The sequence below is a fragment of the Lysinibacillus sp. RC46 genome, from assembly GCF_041262385.1.
Classification (GTDB): Bacteria; Bacillota; Bacilli; order Bacillales_A; family Planococcaceae; genus Lysinibacillus.
The window spans coordinates 16,778-38,887 of record NZ_JBGCCF010000012.1; the positions used below are offsets into that span (position 1 = coordinate 16,778).

The following is a 22,110-nucleotide window of genomic DNA, read 5'->3' on the forward strand; positions in this document are numbered from 1 at the left end:
GCGATAATAGAGCAAAATGTTTTTTTAAAGGATGACAACATGACACAAACTATTGCTTTACAAATTAACAATCCATTTTCTAATCAATTAAAAAAAGGCTATCCTCTCATTTCAAAAGATGCAGTTGATGCACGTCATCTTCCAAATGAGGAAGGTGCAATACTGAGACTCACGGATATTCATAACCGTTTTATTGGCACAGGATACTACGGCTTACAAAACAAAGGTATTGGTTGGGTGCTAACAACCGATGCTAACGAAAAAATAGACAAAGCCTTTTTTATGAAAAAATTAAAAAAAGCCCTACAAAATCGTGAAGCATTTTTCAACAATCCTCACACAACAGCCTTTCGAATCTTTAATGGTGAAGGTGATGGTATCGGCGGTTTAACCATCGACTTTTTCGAATCTTATTATATGGTGAGCTGGTATAGCGCAGGCATTTATTCATTTAAAGAAATGGTATATGAAGCACTTGCAGAGACAGTAGATTACAAAGCCATTTATGAGAAAAAACGTTTCGATACGAAAGGACAGTATATGGAACAGGACGATTTCGTCATGGGAACACCTGGTGAATTTCCGATTATCGTAACGGAAAATAGTATGAAATACGCTCTCAATTTAAACGATGGAGCCATGACAGGTATTTTCCTTGACCAACGAGATGTAAGACTTGCCATTCGTGAACGTTATTCAGACGGTCAAAATGTGCTAAATACGTTCTCCTATACGGGGGCATTTTCTGTTGCAGCGGCACTTGGTGGAGCAATAAAAACAACTAGTGTAGATGTTGCGAAGCGTAGTTTGGCCAAAACAATTGAGCAATTTAGTGTTAATAGCGTCGACTACGAATCACAAGATATTAAAGTAATGGATGTCTTCAACTACTTTAAATATGCTCAGCGCCATAATTTAAAATTTGACCTTGTCGTTTTAGATCCACCTAGCTTTGCACGTACGAAAGAAAGAACATTCTCAACAGCGAAAGACTATCCTAAATTACTCGTAGATACAATCGCCATTACGGAGAAAAACGGTGTCATTGTTGCTTCCACGAACAATTCAAGCTTTGGTATGAAAAAATTCAAGAGCTTTATTGACCAAGCATTTAAAACAACTAAAACAGCCTATAAAATTGTTGAAGAATACAACTTACCAAAGGATTTCCGCGCCTCACGTGAATATCCAGAATTTAATTACTTAAAGGTTGTTTTTATTAAAAAACTTAACTAATGAACCTAGACAGAATCACTTCCTGGTGATTCTGTCTTTTTGTTTGGGAGAAATATTTAGATTCCCCCTATTTATATTGTTAGAATTTTCCGTTTACTATATAATAAATTCATCTCATTCCAAAATTTAGGATGACATTTTTTATTGTTTGCCTTTGCCATGTAAATGAGTTGAATGAAGCGCAGCCGCTCATCTGACGCCCCAGGAAGCTTTTCCCTGTGCGAAACAACAAATGTTTTCTGTAGCGAAAGCAAAGCGGCAGCTACAAAGCGCCCAGTCGTAACGGAATTCACCCAAAGTCGTGGATAGAGCACCAAAAGTCGTGGATCGAACACTCAAATTCAAATAGAACCCCACGCTTTGGTGATATGTCACGTAATTTATAAAATATCGATAGAGGAGATGATTGAATGGGATATGTTCATGAAAAATTAATGATTACTACAGAAAGACTCGTTCTTAGATTATTTCAAACATCCGATGCAGAAACGGTTGCAAAGCTTTGCAATAACTATAATATTTATAAAAGTACCATGTACCTACCTTATCCATATAGTTTAAATGATGCATTATCATGGATGGAACATCATTACGATCATTTTATGGAGGATATTTCGTACGAGTTTGCTGTTACAGATAAGGAAACTGGTGAATTATTTGGAGCCATTGCATTATCGAATAATAAACATTTTAATCAAGGTGAAATAGCCTATTGGATTGGCGAGGAATATTGGGGAAAAGGCTATGCAACGGAGGCAGCACAATCGATTGTACAATTTGCTTTTGAAGAAAAGAAACTGCACAAAGTGTTTGCCCGATATTTTTCAACAAACCCTGCTTCAGGAAAAGTAATGGAGAAGATTGGCATGAAACAAGAAGGAATTTTAAAGGATCATATCATGAAAGATGGTAAATATGAGGATTTGGTGTATTATGGAATAATTAATGATTAGACCAGTTTCTCAAAAGGTGTTTTCGACCTTGTAGTTCCTTAGTGACAATAAAGTAACTCTTATTGGACTAGCTGCCAAAAAAGCCGAAGATATTGACTAGATTATTTTAAGGTTAAGTATAAAAAAATTCCGAAATTAGGGACCAAATTCAAATTTTAAACATTACAATCATTTATTTTTTCTTTATGATATTTTGCAAATGCGGTGGAAGTTCAAAAGTTTCCATGTGTTTAAATTCTTTAAGCTTGGCTTCATTTGGAGTTATAGAAAACGTTAGCTGGTCTCTTCCAACTGGGTTATGTGCACCCAAAACTGGAGTGACTTCAAGGGTTACTGAAAACATAAAACTTGTTCCTATTCTTTCCAAATCCAAAATTTTTATTTGATATGGATACACCAAAGGACTCTCTGTAAGATAATCCGAATAGTAATTAGAAACTGCTTCTTGGATTTTGGGTAATAGTAGTGAAAAAAACGAGTCCATTACTATTTCTTCTTTTGACCCTTTAGCTGGCTGATAATAATCTGATTCAGCATAAGTTAATGTTGTTGAAAATAGAAATAACAGTAAAAAACAAGGAACTAGAATAATTTTTTTCATACTTGCACCTCCTTTTTAATGTGTACTTTGTTCGTAAAAGAGTTTTCAAGCTAATGGGGTTATTGTTCAATTAGAGCAATCACTTTTTGTGCTGACAGTGCTGGTTAGTTGAAGAAGAATGATTATATAAAATAACAGCTATTCAACTTACTTAATAAGGCAAAGGTTCACTCTTTTTTAGATTTTTCACGTTCATTTAATTTTTGTTTTTGTTTTAACCAAAAATCGGGTGGTTGATAACTAATTAAAGAATAATCAAGTTCAGCCCCATTCGTTGCTAACTGAATTAACAAAAACTTCTCCTTATTACTCGGGTGTATATCTGCTGTTTTAATACTTATAACCTCTACTCCTGTTCGTTTAGGTGTTCCAACAACAACAACTTGATTTCCTTTTGTATAAACATCTGTAATATTTGTTTGAAACACAACTATATACAGGTCAAGGTCTGCTTCATTTGCATCAGTTGGAAAAATAATACCTACTTCCTGTTGAAAATTAAATTCAGCAGATAACCCAATGGCATAAAAAGGGAATATACGGTGGAGAGCATAGTGTATTCGAGAAGGAATATAACTCCATCTCCCACCCGCATATGTGCTATGCCATTGTTCTTTAAATAGTGGTCTAATATAGTTCGGTTCGCTTTTTATTACTTTGAACGGAATTTTCGCTCCTTCTTTTTCCACTTCTGAAATGGGGATGTCATCGGTAGGAAATTGCACCTCTGTTACTTTTTCAAAAGGGAAAGGTGAGTCAAGAATAGTGGTAGGTTCAGGTGGTTCGAGTCTATCTAAACGTTGTTCCAATTCCTGAATTCGTTTATGTTCACTTTTGTCACTATTCGATTGCGAGAAGGATAACTCCAAAGATTTTGCATTTATGGACTTACTGTAAACAAATAAGCTTAAAATAATCAAAAAACAGATAATATAACCAATCTTTGTTTTTAACATATTCTAATCACCTCACCATATTTTCTGCTTTTACGAGTGAGCTATGCATAAGATTAGTTATTAAATGCGTTAATTGCATAAGAATTAAACAACCTTAAAGGGTCTGACTACAACAAAATGTAACAAGGCTCTCCTATTTTTATAGCAAAATTAAATAACTTTATTATCACTTTACATCTATGTTGATTATTACAAAGCATTCTCTCTCTCAAAATTACTATAAAATAAAGGTGGCCAAAGAAGTATCTTCACTTCTTTTGCCACCTATATTTATTTTATAGATATTTCACAAACCAATCCCTAATATATTCTAGTCTATTGATTCTTAACGTTGGTTTTCCGCTCCTAGAAAGTTCGTGATTGGATTCTGGGAAGCGAACAAATTTAGTTTCTTTTTTACGATGTTTCAAGGCAATAAATAATTGCTCTGCTTGTTCAATCGGACAGCGATAGTCTTTTTCGCTGTGTAAAATTAACAGTGGCGTCTCCACATTGTCCACATATTTAAGTGGCGAATGGTTCCATAGCTTCTCTATATCGTCTAGTCCCGCTTGGATTTGCCAGTCATTAAAGTAATAGCCGATATCACTTACACCGTAAAAGCTAATCCAGTTAGAAATACAACGTTGCGTAACAGCTGCTTTAAAGCGATTTGTATGTCCGACAATCCAGTTTGTCATGAAGCCCCCATAGCTCCCACCTGTAACACCGAGACGGTTTTTGTCAATGAAATCATAATGCTCCAATGCATAATCAACAGCAGCCATAAGATCATTATAATCATTGCCTCCATAATCACCACGGACTGCATCAACAAATTTTTGACCATATCCATGGCTTCCGCGAGGATTCGTAAAGAGAACCGCATAACCTTGTGCGGCAAGGATTTGGAATTCGTTAAAATATGAGTTGGCATACATAGCGTGTGGTCCACCATGGATTTCAAGAATAAGTGGATATTTCTCCCCTTCTTCATAGCCAATAGGCTTCATCATCCAACCGTTTACTTTCCAGCCATCTGCCCCTTCATATTCAACTGCTTCTGGAACAGATAATTCTCTCGACTTTAAAAATTCTTCATTAACTTTCGTCAGCTGTTCCTTTTCACCAGTATTTAAATTCACGTAAAATAGATCGCCAGGATTTGTAGTAGTGCTGATTGCGACTACCGCTTTATCATTTTTTTGATCAAGCGAAAAACCATATACGTATTGATCATCATTAATAGCCGGATATAATTCTCCAGAAAGATTACCAAAATAAATCGCAGTATTTCCGTGATCTGTCACTTGGAAGTAAAAGCTTTTATTATCCTCCAACCATTGTACACTCGGAGCAACGACACCTTGAAGGAAATCACCGACAACAAAATCACCGACTGGCGCATCAAATTCACTCGTTACACACGTCGTATTGTTATTTTCCAAATCATAAATCCATAACTTTGCTTGTGTTGCATTTTCAAATTCTCGTTCACTTCCAACATAAGATACGTAACGGCTATTCGGGGACCATGAAGGTTGGTAAAACACCCCGGTTCCTTCCGTGAGCTTGCGGCCATGTTTTGTTTCTAAGTCCAATAAGTAAATATCAACCACGAATGAAAAATCTAAATCCTCTGCTAAGTCAGCAATGTAAGAAAGATATTTTCCATTTGGAGACCATGAACAAAGTTGTAAATTATGTTTTCCTTCCGTAACTAGCTCTAATTCTCCAGATTCAAGATTGACGATGGCAATTTGAGAAAATTGTTCCATATCAATAAAACCGGCTGAATCTGATTTATATTTCATGTTTTCTATTTCAAGTGGTTTTAGTTCTTTGTCATCTTTCTTATCATTATCAGCTTTATCATAAATACTTTCATTTTCACCTAGCTTTACTGAGAATGCAATATTCTTACCACACGGAGACCATACAGGTGATGTCGCACCATTTTTACAATTAGTAAGTTGTTTCGCTTCCCCACCTTCTTTAGAAAGCACAAAAATTTGCGGCTTGCCATGTCTCGTTGATACAAATGCGATTTTACTGCCATCAGGAGACCATACTGGTGAATTCGTTTTATCTTCTCCAAATGTCCATTGTTGTGGCTTTTTTTCATGCAAGTTTATGTAAAATAAATTAGATACGTAGTCCTTTTTCTTCTCATCAATATGCGTCTCTACATACACAACTTCTGTTCCGTCAGGTGATACTTGTGGATCTGCCACTGATTTTAATTGATATAGATTTTCTGGTTTTATCCCTTGTTTCAATGTCATATTTTATTTCCCCTTTGTGTTGAAATTTCATTACTTAGTACAATATTTCGACACCCTAAGTATTATTCCTCCTTTTAAGAAGAATTTGTTTTTTTACCTAGCGAAGATTTTACAATAGCAAGAATACATCTAAAAAAACGTAGCTGCTTCGCAATAATTACGAAGAGCTACGGATAGAATTTATTTCAAGACTGATTGTAGGATAAGAGGCTGTGCGCCCATTTGAGTAACGACATATGCCGCAACTTTCGTGGCAAAATCGATCGAACTTCGAAGCGAATCACCCCTGCATAGTCCTACTGCTAAAGCTCCATTAAATGCATCTCCCGCACCAGTTGTATCGATCGTGTCAACGCTCAACGCTTGAACCCAGCCACTTTCTACATGGTTTATATAAAAAGAACCTTTAGATCCAAGTGTAACGATTACTGTTCCGACTCCTTTATCTAGCAATAACTTACATGCAGAGCGAATATCTTCTTCCGTTGTCGTTTCAATACCCGTCAACTGCGCAAGTTCTGTTTCATTCGGTGTTAATAATGTAATGTTCTTCAATAAAGAATCTGGTAATTTTTGAGATGGAGCTGGATTAAGGATTACGATTTTCCCATGTTGAGATGCGATTTCCACTGCCTTTTCAACTGCATCAAGCGGTATTTCAAGCTGAAGAAGGAGTACCTTACTTGAAGAAATGATAGTAGCTTCCTGTTCAATTTGTTTAGGAGTAACTAAAAAGTTTGCACCAGGAAACAAAACAATCGCATTACCACCGGCATCTGTCACTTGGATCATCGCTTGCCCAGTAGCTCCTTCCTTTTGAACGGAATCAATATAAACGCCTCTATCTTTTAAATTGTTTATCGCTTGTTCCCCGAAATCATCTTTTCCTACTTTCCCAATAAAATGAACATTTGCTCCTAGCTGGCTTGCTGTTACTGCTTGGTTTGCACCTTTTCCACCGAAATGAACACTATGAGACGCACTGTGAAGTGTTTCACCTTTATTTACAATGTAGGGAACACGATAGACAAGATCTATATTAATGCTTCCGACTAATGAAATATCCATGCCAGCTATCATCCTTTCTTAAAATCTCTTTTTCTTTAATACGGATAATAATTGACCTTTTGTCATGATTCCTTTCTCCAAACCCAATATGTTGGCCATTTTAGCAACTGCAGGTGGCTTTAGCATACTTTCTTCTAATATCGCATGATTATAAAAAATATGTTCCCAAACATCATCTGCAATAATCCTACGATTTGCCATTACTACAATTCGAGAGAAATAATTCGTGACAAATTCCATATCGTGTGTAATCGCAATAACAGTCTTTCCCTTTCTCTCCAATTCGTCTAAGAGCACACTTAATAAATCTAATCCGACACGATCCTGTCCAGCTGTCGGCTCATCTAAAATAATCACATCGGAATCCATTGCTAAAACCGAAGCAATTGTAACAAATTTACGTACAGAATATGGGAGATTATAAGGATTTTCTTGCGAAACATTACTAATTCCGCATAATTCCATAGCCCAATCCGTTAGCATTGCTACACGTTCTGGATCAAAGCCCATATTTTTAGGTCCAAACTGTACTTCTAATTCTACATTATTGTGGAAAATTTGATCGTCCGGGTTTTGAAATACATAACCAACCTTTCGAGATACTTGAGCTGTCGTATAATCTTTTGTATTCCAATCCGCAACATATACCTCACCTTCAGTTGGCTTTAAGAGGCCGTTCATCAATTTTACTGCGGTTGTTTTTCCGGCCCCGTTTTGTCCAATAATCGCTAGACGTTGACCAGCCGGAACCGTAAGTGTCAAATTTTCTAATGCTTTTGTTCCATCGGGATAAGCGAAACTAACGTTTTTCAGTTGAAGTTCAGTCATAAGCACTCTCCCCTACACTTGCCCAACTTATGCTTTCAGGTAATTCCTCATCGCGAATTGGAACATATTTTAAATGAACTCCGTCTTTTTGTAAATTTAGAGCGACCTCGGTTACATGAGGATATTGAATGTTATATTCCCCATATCGTGGGTCCGCAAAAACTCCTCGAGTCGGACCTTGTAATACTATTTCTCCATTATTGAGGACAATTAGATTGTCCGCATATTCAGCAATTAAGTCCATTTTATGTTCTACTAGGATAATAGTTTTTCCCTGTTCTTTCATGAGACGAATGATATCAAATACATGCTCTGTTCCAATTGGATCTAACTGAGATGTTGGCTCGTCAATGACAAGAATATCGGGATTCATGACGATGATCGAAGCAAGTGCAACACGTTGACGTTGACCACCTGAAAGTCCCATTGGATGCTTTCCTCGTAAATGTTCGATTTTTATAAGCTTTAATATTTCATTTACTCTGTCAATAATTTCATTTTCTTCTACACCTAAATTTTCGAGACCAAACGCTACTTCGTCAAAGACAGTATCTTTTACACCTGATACTTGGATGAAAGGGTTTTGAAAGACATATCCAATTTTTCCTCCTAATTGTCCTAATTGATATTCTACTATTCTTTTATCATCGACAATAACGTCCCCTTCAAGGTCTCCTTTATAAAAGTGTGGAATGAATCCTCGTATGATATTACATAGGGTCGTTTTACCGGAGCCATTATTGCCAATAATGGCTGTAAATTTCCCCTTTTCAATTTTAAAAGACGCATTTTTTATGTTCCAATCATCACTAACTGGATATCGATATGAGACATTTTTCATTTCAATGATAAAATTCATGTGAGGACCCTCCAGAACACCAAACCTACTAAAATGATCATGTAGACGAATGGCAAAATTCGATCAGCTGTACTTTTTGTTAGCTTATGCAAGCTAGTCTTCTTTGTTGGAGCAGAAAAAGCTCTCGACTCTAAAGTAATTGCTCGTTCTTCAGTACTTGATATAGATGATAATATGAGAGGAGTTAAGGTTGGGATAAATGCTTTCGCTCTCGTTAACAATGATCCTTCCGTTTCTACCCCACGTGTTTTTTGGGCATCCATAATTGTGTTCGCATGGCGTCGCATTTCAGGAATAATTTGCAATGTTGATAAAACTACATAAGCTCCCATTGGAGGGAGGCCTGCATCTTCTAGCGATTTTACGAAGTCACGAACATCTGTCAAACGGAAAAATAATATAAAGGCAGAACCCATCGCCAGAATGCGAGACGTAAGCGTTAATCCATAATCCAAGCCTTCCTCAGTCCACTTAAATATTCCCCATTGTCCCATCACATGATCACCTGGATAGAACAAGAGCTGCATGAAGAAAATGATGATTAGTAAAAATAACAAAGCCTTCATGACAGTACCCAAAAATTCTTTCACAATGCCTGCAGCGGCAGCTATAAGAAGTAAAATTGGGAAAACTAGAAATGAGAATATAAACTCGGGAATAATAAGAACGGCAGCTGATACAAGTAATGCAAAGAAGAATTTAGTCATTGGATGCAACCGCTGAATGAAATTTTTCTGCACGACGAACCCTCCTCAAAAAAAGTAGATCTTTCCGCTCAGGCAGAACGGAAAGAGTTCAATTATCGGTCTTCACGTTTCATATACAGAGTCCCATAATTCATTTTTGATAAATAACGATCAGACATTTTTCTTACAATAAAGTAAACGATTAGAGCCGATACAACTTTGTCCGCAATTTCAAAGATAAAGGATGAAGCGAATACGGCACTCCAAATTTTTTGTCCTGAAGCAAGGAATGTAGCTGTAAGAATAGATCCTGTACCTCCAGTAGCTCCTCCAAAAACTAACACCGTAATTGGAGCAGATACAATAACAGCAATAAAAGTAATCACAATACCGGAAATAATCGTTTTAGGAATATTTTTAAACATTCCTCCTTTAGACAAGTATCCTACCCCTATTCCAATCGCCACAGATGTAATGGCATATGGAAAATACGTAGGATTAAAAATACCATTTATAAGGTTTGTAATTAATCCAGCAAGTAATGCAACCCAAGGACCAGCAACGACCCCGATTAATATGGTTCCAATCGTATCAAGAAAAATAGGGAGCCTTAAAACGTTAGCAATTTGAAAACCGACAATATTCACTGCTACACCAATAGGAATAAGAAGCATAGACATCATATTAAAGTCATCTTTAAAACTACGTTTCATCTTGGTTTCCCACCTTTTTTAATTATTGACTGATTTGACGGCCCATTTTTGCAACCGCTTCCATAAATTGATTAACAAAGGCTTCACGATTGACCGAGTGCAATACTTTTACATTACGAGGTTTTCCGGAACGGTGCATATAATCTACAACGGTCGCACCAGCAGTGTGGCGCCCTTCTGTCTCAACCGCTACAAAGCAATCTTCTCCTTCAAAAAGTTCTGGCGTGACAACATATGACACAGCACATAGATCATGCAAACGAAACCCATTTTCGAAATCAGTTTCTTGGAAATCATTATTTTTTGCATTTTGTATATAGAAGCGAAGCATTGCGCCAATTTTTTGTGATAAATCTGTCCCCATACTTTCAATTTGATGTAACTCTTCCATATTGACATACGCTTTATGAGTAACATCAAGTCCGCTCATGATAATAGGAATTCCTGAACGATAAACGATATCGGCTGCATGTGGATCAACATATACATTAAATTCTGCAAAAGGACTCATATTGCCAGCTATAGCTGCACCACCCATATACGAAATATAGCTGATTTTTTCTTTTACTTCTGGATGAGCAAGCAGCAATGCTCCGATATTTGTAAGTGGTCCAGTTGCGATTAAAACAATCGGTTCCTCACTTTCAGTTAAAACATCTATTAAAGCATTTATGGCTGTTCTATCACTTTCGAGTAAATCCGGCTTCGGTAAAATGACTTCTCCTAACCCACTTTCCCCATGAACATCATCAGCAACCTCCAATTCACGGAAGAAAGGATGATCAAACCCCCTTGCGATTTCAATATTTTGTTTCATGTAGCTTGTGAATGCTCTAGCATTGTAGACCGTTTTATCTTGCGTTTGATTTCCTGGTTCCGTTGTAATTAATTTTATATCCAGATCATCTCGGGAAAAGGCTAATAATAACGCCATAACATCGTCAATTCCTGGGTCACAATCAATAATCACTGGTATTTTTTTCATCAATTTCACTCCTCTAGTTCATCTACATTTCTTGATATTTTATGGTGCTGTAGTGCTTTCACGTACTACCAGAGTCGGGTTAAACATAACAGATTGCGTTTCGTTATTTTCAAGTTTTTGTATTAATAGCTTTACTGCCTCCCTCCCCATAAGATAAGTATCCTGACGAATTGTAGTAAGCTTTGGCATTAATGCGGATACTAACGGAATGTCGTCAAAGCCTATGATGGATAAATCCTTTGGTATATGAATTCCAAGCTCGTGAGCCATTCGGTAAATACCGAATGCCATTACATCATTAAAGGCAAATATAGCCGTCACTTCTTTTTTCCTCAGGAGATCTTTGGACTTTTGGTATGCCTTTTCCATCTGAAAATCCCCTTCAATAATATGTGATGGTAAAAGTTCAACGCCTGATTCAGACAGCGCTCTTTTGAAACCTGCTAAACGTTCATTAGACAAAGAAAGAGAGCTTGGTCCAATCATGCATGCTATCTTCCTATGACCGAGTTCTACTAAATGTATTCCTGCTAAATATCCACCTTTATCATTATCTATATAAACACTGGAATGTTTTTTTTCATTCTTTCCTCTATCAACGAGAACAAAAGGAATCTTTGCACGTGATAATTGCTCTTCATCCGATGGCTCCAAATAATCTTTTGCCGAAAAAATGATACCATCTACCTGCTGTTCCTCTAATAATCGTAAGTATCGCTTTTCTTTATCAGATTGATCATCAGAATTACAGATGATTAAGCTATATTCTCTTTCATTCGCTTCATCTTCCACCCCCCGACATAATTCAGGAAAATATGGATTAGAAATATTCGGAATGATTAATCCGAATATCTTCGATCGCTTCGTAACTAGACCACGAGCAAATTGGTTTGGCTGGAAATCTACCTCTTCCATTACCTTAAGTACCTTTTCACGTGTCTTTAGGGACATTCCCTCCTCTTTTTCATTCAACACTCGCGAAACAGTGGTAATGGAAACACCCGCTTTTTTCGCAATATCTTTAATGGTCCATCGTTTCATAATCTTCACCTACCATTACTATAAGATCACACTTTAAGAAAACGTTTTACGAAAACGTTTTCTTAATTACCATATCACGGCATAGATTTATTGTCATTATTTTTTCAGAAAAATCAGAAAATTATAGTTTCAGTGGCATCTTTATGGACTCCCCATTTACAGTTGCTGCACAGCATCGAATTTGCACCCATACGTCGTATTTAATTTTGTTGCAAATAATATTGATAGCCTAGTACATAAACACTTTATTCGAAATATTTTTCTACCCAATTCTGTTACAATATTGATATACGAATTAATAGAAACGAGGATTTTTTTATGCATGTAACAATCGGGGTACTCGCTCACGTGGATGCAGGAAAAACAACATTTTCTGAGCAGTTACTTTTTCATACAAACAGTATTCAAGCACGTGGACGAGTGGATCACCAGGATACATTTCTAGATAATCATGAGCTGGAGCGTCAGCGAGGCATTACGATTTTTGCAGAGCAAGGTCGCATGACGATTGGGAATGATACATATACGTTAATCGATACACCCGGACACGTAGATTTCTCTCCAGAGATGGAACGTGCCATTCGGGTTATGGATTATGCCATAATTATTGTTAGTGCGGTTGAAGGACTACAGGGTCATACGGAAACAGTGTGGCAACTTTTACGCCAATATCACGTCCCAACCTTCTTCTTTATTAACAAAATTGATCGTGAAGGGGCAAATGTTGAGGCCGTTATGACACAGCTTCATAAGGATTGTTCTGAGGATGTCCTATTCGTAGATGAACCGCTCCGTTCGGACTATGTTTCAACTCACATGATGGAGTGGCTTGCTGAACGTGATGAGCAGCTTCTCGATGCTTTTCTTAATGAGACTTTGGATAGCTCTAGCTGCCTTACTCATTTACAAGCGATGGTTAAACAGGAAAAGGCCTTTCTATGTTTTTCTGGCTCTGCTTTAAAAGATATTGGGATAAAGGAATTCTTAGCACAGCTCCCTCTACTTACAAAAACACATTTTAATTACAATGCTCCGTTCCAAGGTGAAGTTTTTAAAATTCGTCATGATGGTCATCAACGCCTAACCTTTATTAAGGCATTGCAAGGGACGTTACATGTGCGTGATGAAATTTCTTTTGGAGATGAAACCGAGAAAGTGACTGAGATTCGGCTATACAATGGCAGCCGTTATGTAACAGCACAAGAGGTCGAGGCTGGAGAGATTTTCGCAGTAAAAGGGATAAGCGAAGCAAACATCGGCGATATCATTGGTTATTCAGGTAACCCGCAGCCCTATGAGTTAGTACCGACTTTGCAGGCAAAAGTAAAATATGAAGGCGATCAGCATATAAAGGAAGTTTTAAAAGTTTTCCGCACACTTGAAGCAGAAGAACCATCATTACATGTGCTATGGCATGAAAAATTCCAAGAAATTCATGTACATATTATGGGTGTCATCCAACTCGAGGTTCTTATCGATGTGCTTAACAAACGCTTCTCACTAGACATTTCATTTAGCGAACCACAGATTTTATATATGGAAACGATTGCAACAACCGTGACCGGCTATGGTCATTTTGAACCTTTAAAGCATTATGCAGAAGTACATTTATTGATGGAGCCAAATACCCGCGGTACTGGCAACACATTTGTTAATGCATGTCATGCGGATGATTTATCGGTTGGGCACCAACGACTCATTGAAAAACATCTATTCGAGCGCGATCATCATGGGCTATTAACAGGATTCCCCGTGACAGATATTCGCTTCACTCTCTTAACAGGACGCGCCCATATTAAACATACAGATGGTGGCGATTTCCGAGAAGCAACATTCCGTGCATTACGGCAAGGGCTGGAGCAAGCAGAAAATGTATTACTGGAGCCGTATTACCGCTTTAAACTTAAAGCTCCAAGTGATTTTATTGGCCGCATGATGACCGATATTCAACAAGCTGCTGGTACATTTGATGCGCCAATCTTAACTGAACATGATGCGATTATAACTGGTCGTGCCCCTGTCGCAACATTCATGAGCTACAGCACAACCTTTGCCGCCTACACTAATGGTAAAGGCGTACTTTCTCTACAATTTGATGGCTATGATGTGTGTCACAATACAGAAGACATTATTGCACAAATTGGCTACGATAAAAACGCCGACCCCGAATATACATCTTCTAGTATTTTTTGTGCAAAAGGCAAGGGTTACTCCGTCCCATGGCATGAGGCAGAGGCGGCGATGCATTGTATTGACTGAAATCATAAAAACAGGACATGATTTGTTAGAATCATTGTCCTGTTTTTTTATGTTTCTTGGGGATTTACTATACTATTGCGGGGATTTGACTTCCTTCAGCGGGTATTCTGGCTTCCGCGGGTATTCTACTCCCTTTCGCGAGTATTTACTCTCCTTCCGCTAGTATTCTTGCTCCGCGCGGGTATTTGCTCTCCTTCCGCGAGTATTCCACTCCCTTCCGCGAGTATCCATCTTCACCCAGCACGAATTTAATTCACAAAGCTTGTACTGTTTTCTGCGCTGGCTTGACAATGTGATATGAAGGGTCCACAACAATGTAGCTATGGGAATTAGAAAAATCAATTAAAACCTTGCCAGGTCGACTTTTCAAAAGTTGTAAATTATCAATTAATTCCAGCAATAGTTCATGACCGTTACCACGTGGGTGCCAGTTTAAATGATATTCATTTAGTTCTTTCACAGCTTTTAAAAATTGATGATACTCGCGCTCTACAAAATTAATCAGTTGTTTGTTTTTATGAGCTACCTGTGATAAATCCTCTAAATATGTTTCATAAAAGCGCATTACTATCGTGCACAATAAATCATTGACCCGGGCAGCACTTAATATTGGATTAGGAGCATGGGAAAGTCGCTCTAAATTTGGTTTTGCACGAGTCGAGTCAATGCGTGTAATTAAATGATAATGCTCATCATTCACCTCATAGACAATTGGATTTGTCGGCATATACATCATAAAACTATTTGTTTTTGTTTTAAGCTGATCTGTTATATTCGCCTTTGCAAAAAGGTGCCCATTAAAACTTTCATTTTGTATCCAAATAATATCTTTGTTATATAAAATTTGCTCAAATAATCGTTCATTACTAATTAGTTTGCTAGCTATTAATTGATCAACAAGTGATTCTATAACCATTCTTGTTGTAGCTTTTTTAGTAACTTCAGTGCGGGGCTGCTTACAAATTTTCATATCTAAATATTGTGATTCCTGTGCTGTACATACATGAATATTCGTCATATGTGCATCCTCTTTTCGTACATATTTTCAAAACGGAAGTCATCAGTAAAAAAAGGATTTCCCATTAACGCGAGGAAATCCTTCATTCTATCTTTTTCGTTCATCATATAATGTCAAACAATGCCCAAATATGAAAGAATTAGCTCGATGTCTAATACCTTCTTTTCTAGGCGTTTGACGTACAGTGACGAACAGAGCATTCTGTTTTGTCAACATGCCACCTCCTATTCCTCGTAGGGTTATGGTGTGTACTCATAATAGGCAGGTATCCTGACTCATGATCATCGCTACTTTTCTCCTTCCCGTCGTTAAACAGTGGTCTATGAAAAGTCGCTCACATTTACAGTTGCGGGACAGTGTCGGATTTGCACCGACTTCCCTTTTGGCGTTATCAAGAGATAAACGCACCTATTATTTATTAATATTAAATTGTAATTTAACACACTAATTCATGTAGAGTAGATATTCCTTTTGTATTTCTGGTTTAAATTGTAATATGTATTCTAGTATTTGTCAAAAGACAAAAAGGGCTATCCCAAATTAATGAGATAACCCTATTAATTATTCTAATTTTCCCGAACATGACCGCTGTAAAATGTTTCGGTTAGGTAGTTTTTTTTGTAAGGCAAAAATTAACCCTTGTGTGAATCTGCGTATGCAAATTGGATACGGAGGTTATCTATGCATAAACCATAGCATTACACTCCGAATCTTGTTACTAAGGGTCACTCCTATCCCAAGTGACCCTTTTTATAGTTTCTTTACTTAAAAGTACCCTATAGGATTGACTTCGGTCTAGAAACAACATGTCTAATTATACGTATTGAAAAAATAATATTTACTATATCTTCACTCCACCTTCCTTTTTGTCCAAACAACTATATTCGATATGAATAAAATGTTGTTAGAAGAGGAGGTGAATATAAAATGGCATCATTTGAAATTGGAGCAAGAAGTCTTTTCAACTTTCGAAACGAACGCTTTTTCCTATTAGTTGAAGATGAAATTACAATTCCAGCCCAAGGTGTAGAGATTGACCCAGTTAATATCTATGAGATTGACCAACAAACTTTCAACTTTATCAGAGATGAAGGAGATACACCTGTGATTCGACCAGTTATTAAACTTCCAACTGTACCACCTGGATTTAAATTAGAACGAAAATGTATTTTTACAGTAGATAATGCATACTACGTAATTTATGATTTAGAAAATGGAACAGATAACAATGTTTTATTAAGAATCGGTGCAGCATTATTTAACTCCTTGAGAAATGCTGGTGTTCGTGAATGTGTTCCTCAAGATTTCATTAATTAATAAAATATCCAACCTTTAATAAAATTATTATTCATCATATTTAAATTAATGTTCAGCAAGATTCCTCCTTCCTTGCTGAACATTTTCTTTAAGATATTCATTAAATAATAGTTATGAAATTTATAGTTTCACTTTGGTATTTCTGTTTAAAGTCACCTTCTACTTTTTCTTGTTCAACTAAACTGCTCCGCTGAAGAGCAACAGTCTTTACGAAAACACCCAAAATAAAAAAAGGGCTACTTAGCGCCCTTCTCTTTGTAATCTTTCTGCTTCTTTGTATAGGTCATGTTTAAACTCTGCTTCTTTCATATCTCGCTTGTATTGCTCCCAATCTTCTACCTCGTGTTTATTACTCTGATTGCGGTAACATCTTTCCTGCTCTAACAGCCCATCTCCGGATGATTCCATACAATTACTCACTTTAATATACTGTTTTGCTGTAAAGTAACCTATAAAGATAACACCTATTAGACAAATAATAATATTTACTTTCATTTTATTAGACACTTTCAATTTCTCCACACCTTTCTCCATAATCCATTATATATGGAAACATAAACCTATACTAGTGGAGAATAACCATATCTAAACACCTGATAAGTAGAGTACATTTTCTACTATTTTTTACGTAATTGCATGAGTACTTCCGTCCACTCTATACATTGTATATAGTGCCTTTTCGCTCTCGTCTACTGTAAGGAACCACATTTCACGACTAATATTGCTAGTCGTCAAAAATTGTTTCTCGAATCTGACCCTTATAATGTAAGGATGAGGTAGTCGTCTTATTATGACGAGTGGTAATACATTCGTCTACGTCTACATTTTTAATCATTCTACTTGCATTCATATAGTCCATCTTCTGTAAGGAAATTCTTCGGACGATTATCACCGCTTATTAAGCGGAGACCTTTTTCTTCTTCATCTACTGAGTTTAACATCTTACTTACATTTGACCTGCACTAAGGATTGTTGAGTTCATCTTTTCGTCAGCATCTACATTTCACGATTTTGACCTGAGTGCGATAGTATCGCCTTCAATGCGTAAGGATTGTTTACGCATGATTCATATCTGGTGTCTTTAATTTAGATACCCTTGTAAGGTGGTCGTGATTTGCTACTACCTTTCCCCACTTGTGGAGACCTCATGCATACAATGTTTGCATCAGATAAGGCACCTAAACATTGTTTAGGTCTGAGGTAAGGATTGTTTCCCTCAGTTAGTCGTGGAAGTTTTCCTAATCTGTCGGGAAAATTATTCCTATCTGCATGTACTATTAGTACGTTCAGCCACCGACCAATTATGGCGGTCAGGTATTCTGATTAACATTTAATAAGTAGAGAGTCCGAAATAGTCCAATTTTTTCGCGTGTGTGTAATCAAAATAGGTAATTTGACGATTTTTTTAATTGGGGTAATTGCTCAACAACCGCTTCTAATTTGGGATTTCACTACGAATATAATTATCTGTCCTTTGGGAATCCATTAGGCGCACTCGAATCTTTTACGGAAACATTCAAGAGTCCATTCTTAAGCCGTCTCGCCTCTATTACTTTGAACCAGTGACCATTAACACGTATCTCTGTATTTGTCGTATAGATTTCCACATTCTCTTTTATATCCCTAATTCTAAATTCATATCTATAATCGAATAAGTTAATTGCTTGGTTTGAATCGACACTGATATTAGTTTCCTTGCGCTGTACTGCATACTCTAACCGCTTCAATTTCCATTCTTCCTTATAGATAGGACGGTCTAAGTCATCCCTACCTGTTTCCTTTTTCTCTAATAACCAATACTCTAGCGGAGCATTACAATACTCAGCAGTTGATTTGTATTTGCTATGACGTTTGTTAGGGTTAATAGGACTGTTACAATCGCTCATAGTGACATGATTATCATAACATTTTCTGTCACCATGCAACGCTAAATCAACAGCGATATGCTTACGTATATCTCTATTAATCATATAGAATCCCTCTCTAGTTACATAGCAATTTTGCTCATACCCGAATACTTGGTTGAGTATAGATATACTTGCTTGTGAGTCGAGGTCATCAGTTCCTACTACGAAGTAACCTTCTTGTTTTTCTTTACTCCATCTTGGAAACTGGTTGTATAAAGTTGTGTCCATCATATTAATTGAGTTCCTCTTTCTTCTTCTATTATTTGTTTAGGATGTATTGTCTATATTTCTGTAGTTTGATTGTGTCTAGTGCTACCTTTTCATTTTCATGTAATGATAGTAGTGAAATTGAGCAACCTATATACTCCGACAATTCCTTAAGCGTGATTTTCTTTTTACGTCTCATAATTAGTAGTTCCATGTAGAGGTATCCTTTCACTCAAATATTTGAATCAAAAAATAAAAGTAAGAGAGGGATAAACCCCCTCATACCTTAGTTATTCTTGAATTGCTTCCTCAGTTAGTAATACAAGAGCATCTGGAGAACCTACACGTAATGTAGTTTCAGCGATTACCATTGCTTTGTTAGAGTCACCTGTTTTAGCAAGTGCCTCAACTTGTGCTTCACGTAATGGAGCCAGTGAAATGTAAGAATCGTTGAATAGAATCGCTTCTTGCTTACCTACGTCACGAGAAACCATGATGTTAACATTGCCGTAGTTAGTTACGTATACAGACACTAGAGAACCGAAAGTAGTTTCTTTTTGTATGTAAGTTGTAACGCCTGCTAATGCATCGTCAAGCATTTCTTTATAAGCAGGAGATGCTAATAGATAGAACTCTCCACCGTTAACGCCTGCTGTGAATAATTTCTCCATACCCTCTTTGATTAATTTAGTAGGATTGTTTGTGTAAGTAATCTTGTTACCTGCTTCAATCCAATTAATTAAACCTTTCATTTTACGAGGGTTACCAGTCGAGCCATCGTCAAAGATACCTTTGATTAATACGCGCTCAATTTCTAACTTCATTTCTAGTAAACGGTCTTGAATTTCCTCAGTGAAGCGACCATTTTTCATAGCGTCCGCTGTACCAGAGATAGCAACCGCACGAGCAAAGATTTGTTGAACATTGCTTAATGTACGACGGCGAGATTCTTGGAACTTAGTAATGTCCGCCCCTTCTAATAGGTCAAAATCTGTATCTGCTGATAACTTTTTCTCTAACCATTGGAATAGTGTAGAAGACGCATTCTCGAAGTTACCTTTACTCATTAATAGAGTTGTAAGTGGCGTTTGTTGTGGTGCTAATACTGCTAATTCTGCTGATACGCTAATAGTTTCTACTGCTTGGAAATCATTACTTTTAAACATAAATGTATTTCTCCTTTGGGCATAATAGCCATTATATTTGTGTGATTATATTTAACTAGTTCTTATTTGCCGAACCAGTTTTTAAACTTGTGACCAATCGAAGTTTGAACGTCACCTTTTGATAATGCCTCTTGTACAGCGTCAACCGCTTCACCATTCATTGCTAATGGCTTATATGAGTGTTTAGCAAGTAATGCGTCAACAACCGACTGTAGATAATCTAACTTGTCAGTACCTTCTAACTCGCCTAAACGGTTAATATCTGCGAATACTTCTAGACCACGCTCTTTTAACTGAGCATCGAATAGTTGTTTTTCTAACTGTGCCTTAATTTGTGCAATTTCCTGCTTCTGAGTTTCTAGGTCATTATCTAGTCCCTCTTGTGCCTTCGCTTGCTCTTCTAAATTCTCAGCAACATTTTCCTCAACAGGTTCATTAGTCGCCTGCTCTGGTGTTTGTTCACCTTCTGTATTTACTACTTCTAACTCTTCTTGGTTTTCCATAGGATAGATTCCCCTTTCGTATAGTTAAACAAATGCTACTTCTACAAATTGTCTACACAGCACTGGTAAGTTCTCTTACATCCCTTTGAACTCAAAAATGTAATTGTCCCTACTACTATGCGTGTAGTCGTAAAAGTAAATATTGTCTTCTTGCTTAATCCCAGATGACTCGATTGTGACAATCACATTCTCACGTTCATCATATATAGTTAAAGATATATTCATTGGCTTGATTGTATTGCCTTTGTAATCTCTAAACTCAACTATTAATCTCGCTGTATCATTTCTGAAAACTCTCGACATACTATCAACTCCTTACAATATTCTATAGATACTAGATTGTGTTGTTCTGCACTCGGTATTTGAGCGACCTGTTATAATACCCGTATAAGCATAAACAGGCACGTTACCCAATGAAGGATAGACAACATTACTGAGTAGCGTTACACGTCCTAAGTCAATTGGAAACGACCTTAAAACATTTCTCAGCAACTTATAGTTCGTTGTCGCTTTACCTAACTTGAAAGTAGAGTTAACCTTCTTCAATCTAACTTTATACGTATTAACTGTGACGATAGTTTTCTTAGCAGTAACGAACATTCTAGTAGAATAATGTAGTGAATCCTTTGTAACTGCTTTCCTTGCTGTTACAGTTTTAGATATTGCCTTTCCTCTACCTCTAGTAGCGGATACAGTACCTTTTTTCGCTTTGATAGTGCCTCTAACAGTAATCTGTTTACCAGTGTCACCGCTAAAGATTTTTAACGTTGGATACTGTCCAGAACTGTGATTCCAATCAGTTGATAAAGGTATCTGGTTTGGGTCTTTTAACTGTGCATCTGTAACATAAGTAGCACACCCTTTTGAATGGTCAAATTGTGGCAAATCCTTATCAAGTACATAAACCTTGTAGAAGAATAGCGAACCATCTGGAATATGACCGAATATACCGTCTGACTTAACGCCTGCTGATTGTCCTGTAAACTTACCAGTGAATACACCATCTGAGAAAGAATAACCTGCTACAGCAGTATTGACAGATGAGAAGAAGCCAGTATTACCAGTACCGCCTTTAACTGTTACATTAATCATCCTAATGTTCTTAACCTTGAATGTTCCTGTAAGATTACGAACTATAGAAGCAATAGGAGTATTCTCTCCAACGTCTACAGAGCAGTTAACAAATTCTACGTTTTCTAGTGTGGCACTTCTTACATCGCCAACAATAGCAACGGCACGAGATGTAGCACCAGTAGCAGTTGATAGATTGATATCTTGAAAACTGATATTCTTTAATACTGCGTTAGGATACAAATGAGGCACCATACCAACATTACTAAGATGTTGATAGTTGACGTTCTTAACGGTGAATCCATTACCATTAATAGAACCAGTAAATTGTCTTGTGATATTGAACGATGACAAATCGTAGCCAGTGAAATCTATATCATTACCTAACTTAAAATGCTTATCCAGTTGTAGGAATATCTCCTTGTAATCATCTGGAGTAGAAATGATATATGGGTCTTGTAAAGTTCCTTGA

General features: G+C 36.9%; 22 protein-coding genes and 1 riboswitch. Of the genes, 4 read left to right on the forward strand and 18 right to left on the reverse strand.

The features are described 5' to 3' along the window. The first annotated feature begins 39 nt into the window (after window positions 1–39). Both ABH966_RS12520 and ABH966_RS12525 read left to right on the forward strand, forming a co-directional pair. On the forward strand, window positions 40–1,236 hold the full coding sequence (locus tag ABH966_RS12520; RefSeq protein WP_370078863.1) for a class I SAM-dependent rRNA methyltransferase: 1,197 nt from the start codon (window positions 40–42) through the stop codon (window positions 1,234–1,236). A 410-nt stretch (window positions 1,237–1,646) separates the two neighbouring features. Beyond that, window positions 1,647–2,189 carry a GNAT family N-acetyltransferase gene (locus ABH966_RS12525; protein WP_370078865.1) on the forward strand — a complete coding sequence of 181 codons (543 nt, stop codon included), beginning with the start codon at window positions 1,647–1,649 and terminating at the stop codon, window positions 2,187–2,189. Between the two features lie 172 nt (window positions 2,190–2,361). Here ABH966_RS12525 and ABH966_RS12530 read toward each other — a convergent pair whose 3' ends face one another. The 10 genes from ABH966_RS12530 to ABH966_RS12575 form a co-directional block, all read right to left on the reverse strand. Beyond that, a complete protein-coding gene (locus ABH966_RS12530; protein ID WP_370078867.1) occupies window positions 2,362–2,790 on the reverse strand; it encodes a DUF3888 domain-containing protein in 429 nt (142 codons plus the stop codon). 167 nt (window positions 2,791–2,957) lie between these two features. Continuing rightward, the gene (locus ABH966_RS12535) at window positions 2,958–3,746 is read right to left on the reverse strand and encodes a hypothetical protein (RefSeq protein WP_370078869.1); all 789 of its coding nucleotides are present in this window, start codon (window positions 3,744–3,746) and stop codon (window positions 2,958–2,960) included. A gap of 275 nt (window positions 3,747–4,021) precedes the next feature. After that, a complete protein-coding gene (locus ABH966_RS12540; RefSeq protein ID WP_370078871.1) occupies window positions 4,022–6,010 on the reverse strand; it encodes a S9 family peptidase in 1,989 nt (662 codons plus the stop codon). 180 nt (window positions 6,011–6,190) lie between these two features. Then, window positions 6,191–7,078, reverse strand: a complete 888-nt coding sequence (rbsK, locus tag ABH966_RS12545) for a ribokinase (RefSeq protein WP_370078873.1) — start codon at window positions 7,076–7,078, stop codon at window positions 6,191–6,193. Between the two features lie 18 nt (window positions 7,079–7,096). After that, a complete protein-coding gene (locus ABH966_RS12550; RefSeq protein ID WP_370078875.1) occupies window positions 7,097–7,906 on the reverse strand; it encodes an energy-coupling factor ABC transporter ATP-binding protein in 810 nt (269 codons plus the stop codon). Next, window positions 7,899–8,765 carry an energy-coupling factor ABC transporter ATP-binding protein gene (locus tag ABH966_RS12555; protein ID WP_370078877.1) on the reverse strand — a complete coding sequence of 289 codons (867 nt, stop codon included), beginning with the start codon at window positions 8,763–8,765 and terminating at the stop codon, window positions 7,899–7,901. The genes ABH966_RS12550 and ABH966_RS12555 overlap by 8 nt, the downstream gene beginning before the upstream one ends. Further along, window positions 8,762–9,505 (reverse strand): energy-coupling factor transporter transmembrane component T family protein, encoded by a 744-nt coding sequence (locus tag ABH966_RS12560; RefSeq protein WP_370078879.1) that lies wholly within the window; start codon window positions 9,503–9,505, stop codon window positions 8,762–8,764. The genes ABH966_RS12555 and ABH966_RS12560 overlap by 4 nt, the downstream gene beginning before the upstream one ends. A gap of 59 nt (window positions 9,506–9,564) precedes the next feature. Then, window positions 9,565–10,164: an ECF transporter S component gene (locus ABH966_RS12565; protein WP_370078881.1), complete on the reverse strand. Its 600-nt coding sequence runs from the start codon at window positions 10,162–10,164 to the stop codon at window positions 9,565–9,567. 22 nt (window positions 10,165–10,186) lie between these two features. Next, window positions 10,187–11,149, reverse strand: coding sequence for a nucleoside hydrolase (locus tag ABH966_RS12570; protein ID WP_370078883.1), 963 nt, complete (start codon window positions 11,147–11,149; stop codon window positions 10,187–10,189). 39 nt (window positions 11,150–11,188) lie between these two features. After that, a complete protein-coding gene (locus ABH966_RS12575; RefSeq protein ID WP_370078885.1) occupies window positions 11,189–12,190 on the reverse strand; it encodes a LacI family DNA-binding transcriptional regulator in 1,002 nt (333 codons plus the stop codon). A 318-nt stretch (window positions 12,191–12,508) separates the two neighbouring features. Between ABH966_RS12575 and ABH966_RS12580 the strand changes: the two genes are divergently transcribed. Beyond that, entirely contained in the window at window positions 12,509–14,449 is a 1,941-nt protein-coding gene (locus ABH966_RS12580; RefSeq protein WP_370078887.1) for a GTP-binding protein, read from the forward strand. A 253-nt stretch (window positions 14,450–14,702) separates the two neighbouring features. Here the strand turns inward: ABH966_RS12580 and ABH966_RS12585 are convergent, their stop codons facing one another. Both ABH966_RS12585 and ABH966_RS12590 read right to left on the reverse strand, forming a co-directional pair. Further along, the gene (locus ABH966_RS12585; protein WP_370078889.1) at window positions 14,703–15,467 is read right to left on the reverse strand and encodes a hypothetical protein; all 765 of its coding nucleotides are present in this window, start codon (window positions 15,465–15,467) and stop codon (window positions 14,703–14,705) included. 87 nt (window positions 15,468–15,554) lie between these two features. Next, complete coding sequence (locus tag ABH966_RS12590; RefSeq protein WP_370078891.1) at window positions 15,555–15,680, reverse strand: hypothetical protein; 126 nt, start codon at window positions 15,678–15,680, stop codon at window positions 15,555–15,557. Window positions 15,681–15,710: 30 nt separating this feature from the next. Next, a riboswitch (cobalamin riboswitch) is annotated at window positions 15,711–15,894 on the reverse strand. 500 nt (window positions 15,895–16,394) lie between these two features. On the opposite strand from ABH966_RS12590, the gene ABH966_RS12595 reads away from it, so the two are divergent. After that, window positions 16,395–16,784 (forward strand): spore coat protein, encoded by a 390-nt coding sequence (locus ABH966_RS12595; RefSeq protein WP_370078893.1) that lies wholly within the window; start codon window positions 16,395–16,397, stop codon window positions 16,782–16,784. Between the two features lie 240 nt (window positions 16,785–17,024). On the opposite strand, the gene ABH966_RS12600 is transcribed toward ABH966_RS12595, so the two are convergent. The 6 genes from ABH966_RS12600 to ABH966_RS12625 form a co-directional block, all read right to left on the reverse strand. Then, window positions 17,025–17,291, reverse strand: coding sequence for a hypothetical protein (locus ABH966_RS12600; RefSeq protein WP_370078895.1), 267 nt, complete (start codon window positions 17,289–17,291; stop codon window positions 17,025–17,027). Between the two features lie 956 nt (window positions 17,292–18,247). Then, window positions 18,248–18,922 carry a hypothetical protein gene (locus ABH966_RS12605; protein ID WP_370078897.1) on the reverse strand — a complete coding sequence of 225 codons (675 nt, stop codon included), beginning with the start codon at window positions 18,920–18,922 and terminating at the stop codon, window positions 18,248–18,250. Window positions 18,923–19,188: 266 nt separating this feature from the next. Further along, on the reverse strand, window positions 19,189–20,064 hold the full coding sequence (locus ABH966_RS12610) for an SU10 major capsid protein (RefSeq protein WP_370078899.1): 876 nt from the start codon (window positions 20,062–20,064) through the stop codon (window positions 19,189–19,191). 62 nt (window positions 20,065–20,126) lie between these two features. Beyond that, the gene (locus ABH966_RS12615; protein WP_370078901.1) at window positions 20,127–20,567 is read right to left on the reverse strand and encodes a hypothetical protein; all 441 of its coding nucleotides are present in this window, start codon (window positions 20,565–20,567) and stop codon (window positions 20,127–20,129) included. A 75-nt stretch (window positions 20,568–20,642) separates the two neighbouring features. After that, on the reverse strand, window positions 20,643–20,870 hold the full coding sequence (locus ABH966_RS12620; protein WP_370078903.1) for a hypothetical protein: 228 nt from the start codon (window positions 20,868–20,870) through the stop codon (window positions 20,643–20,645). Between the two features lie 12 nt (window positions 20,871–20,882). After that, the gene (locus tag ABH966_RS12625) at window positions 20,883–21,881 is read right to left on the reverse strand and encodes a hypothetical protein (protein ID WP_370078905.1); all 999 of its coding nucleotides are present in this window, start codon (window positions 21,879–21,881) and stop codon (window positions 20,883–20,885) included. Between the last annotated feature and the right edge of the window lie 229 nt (window positions 21,882–22,110).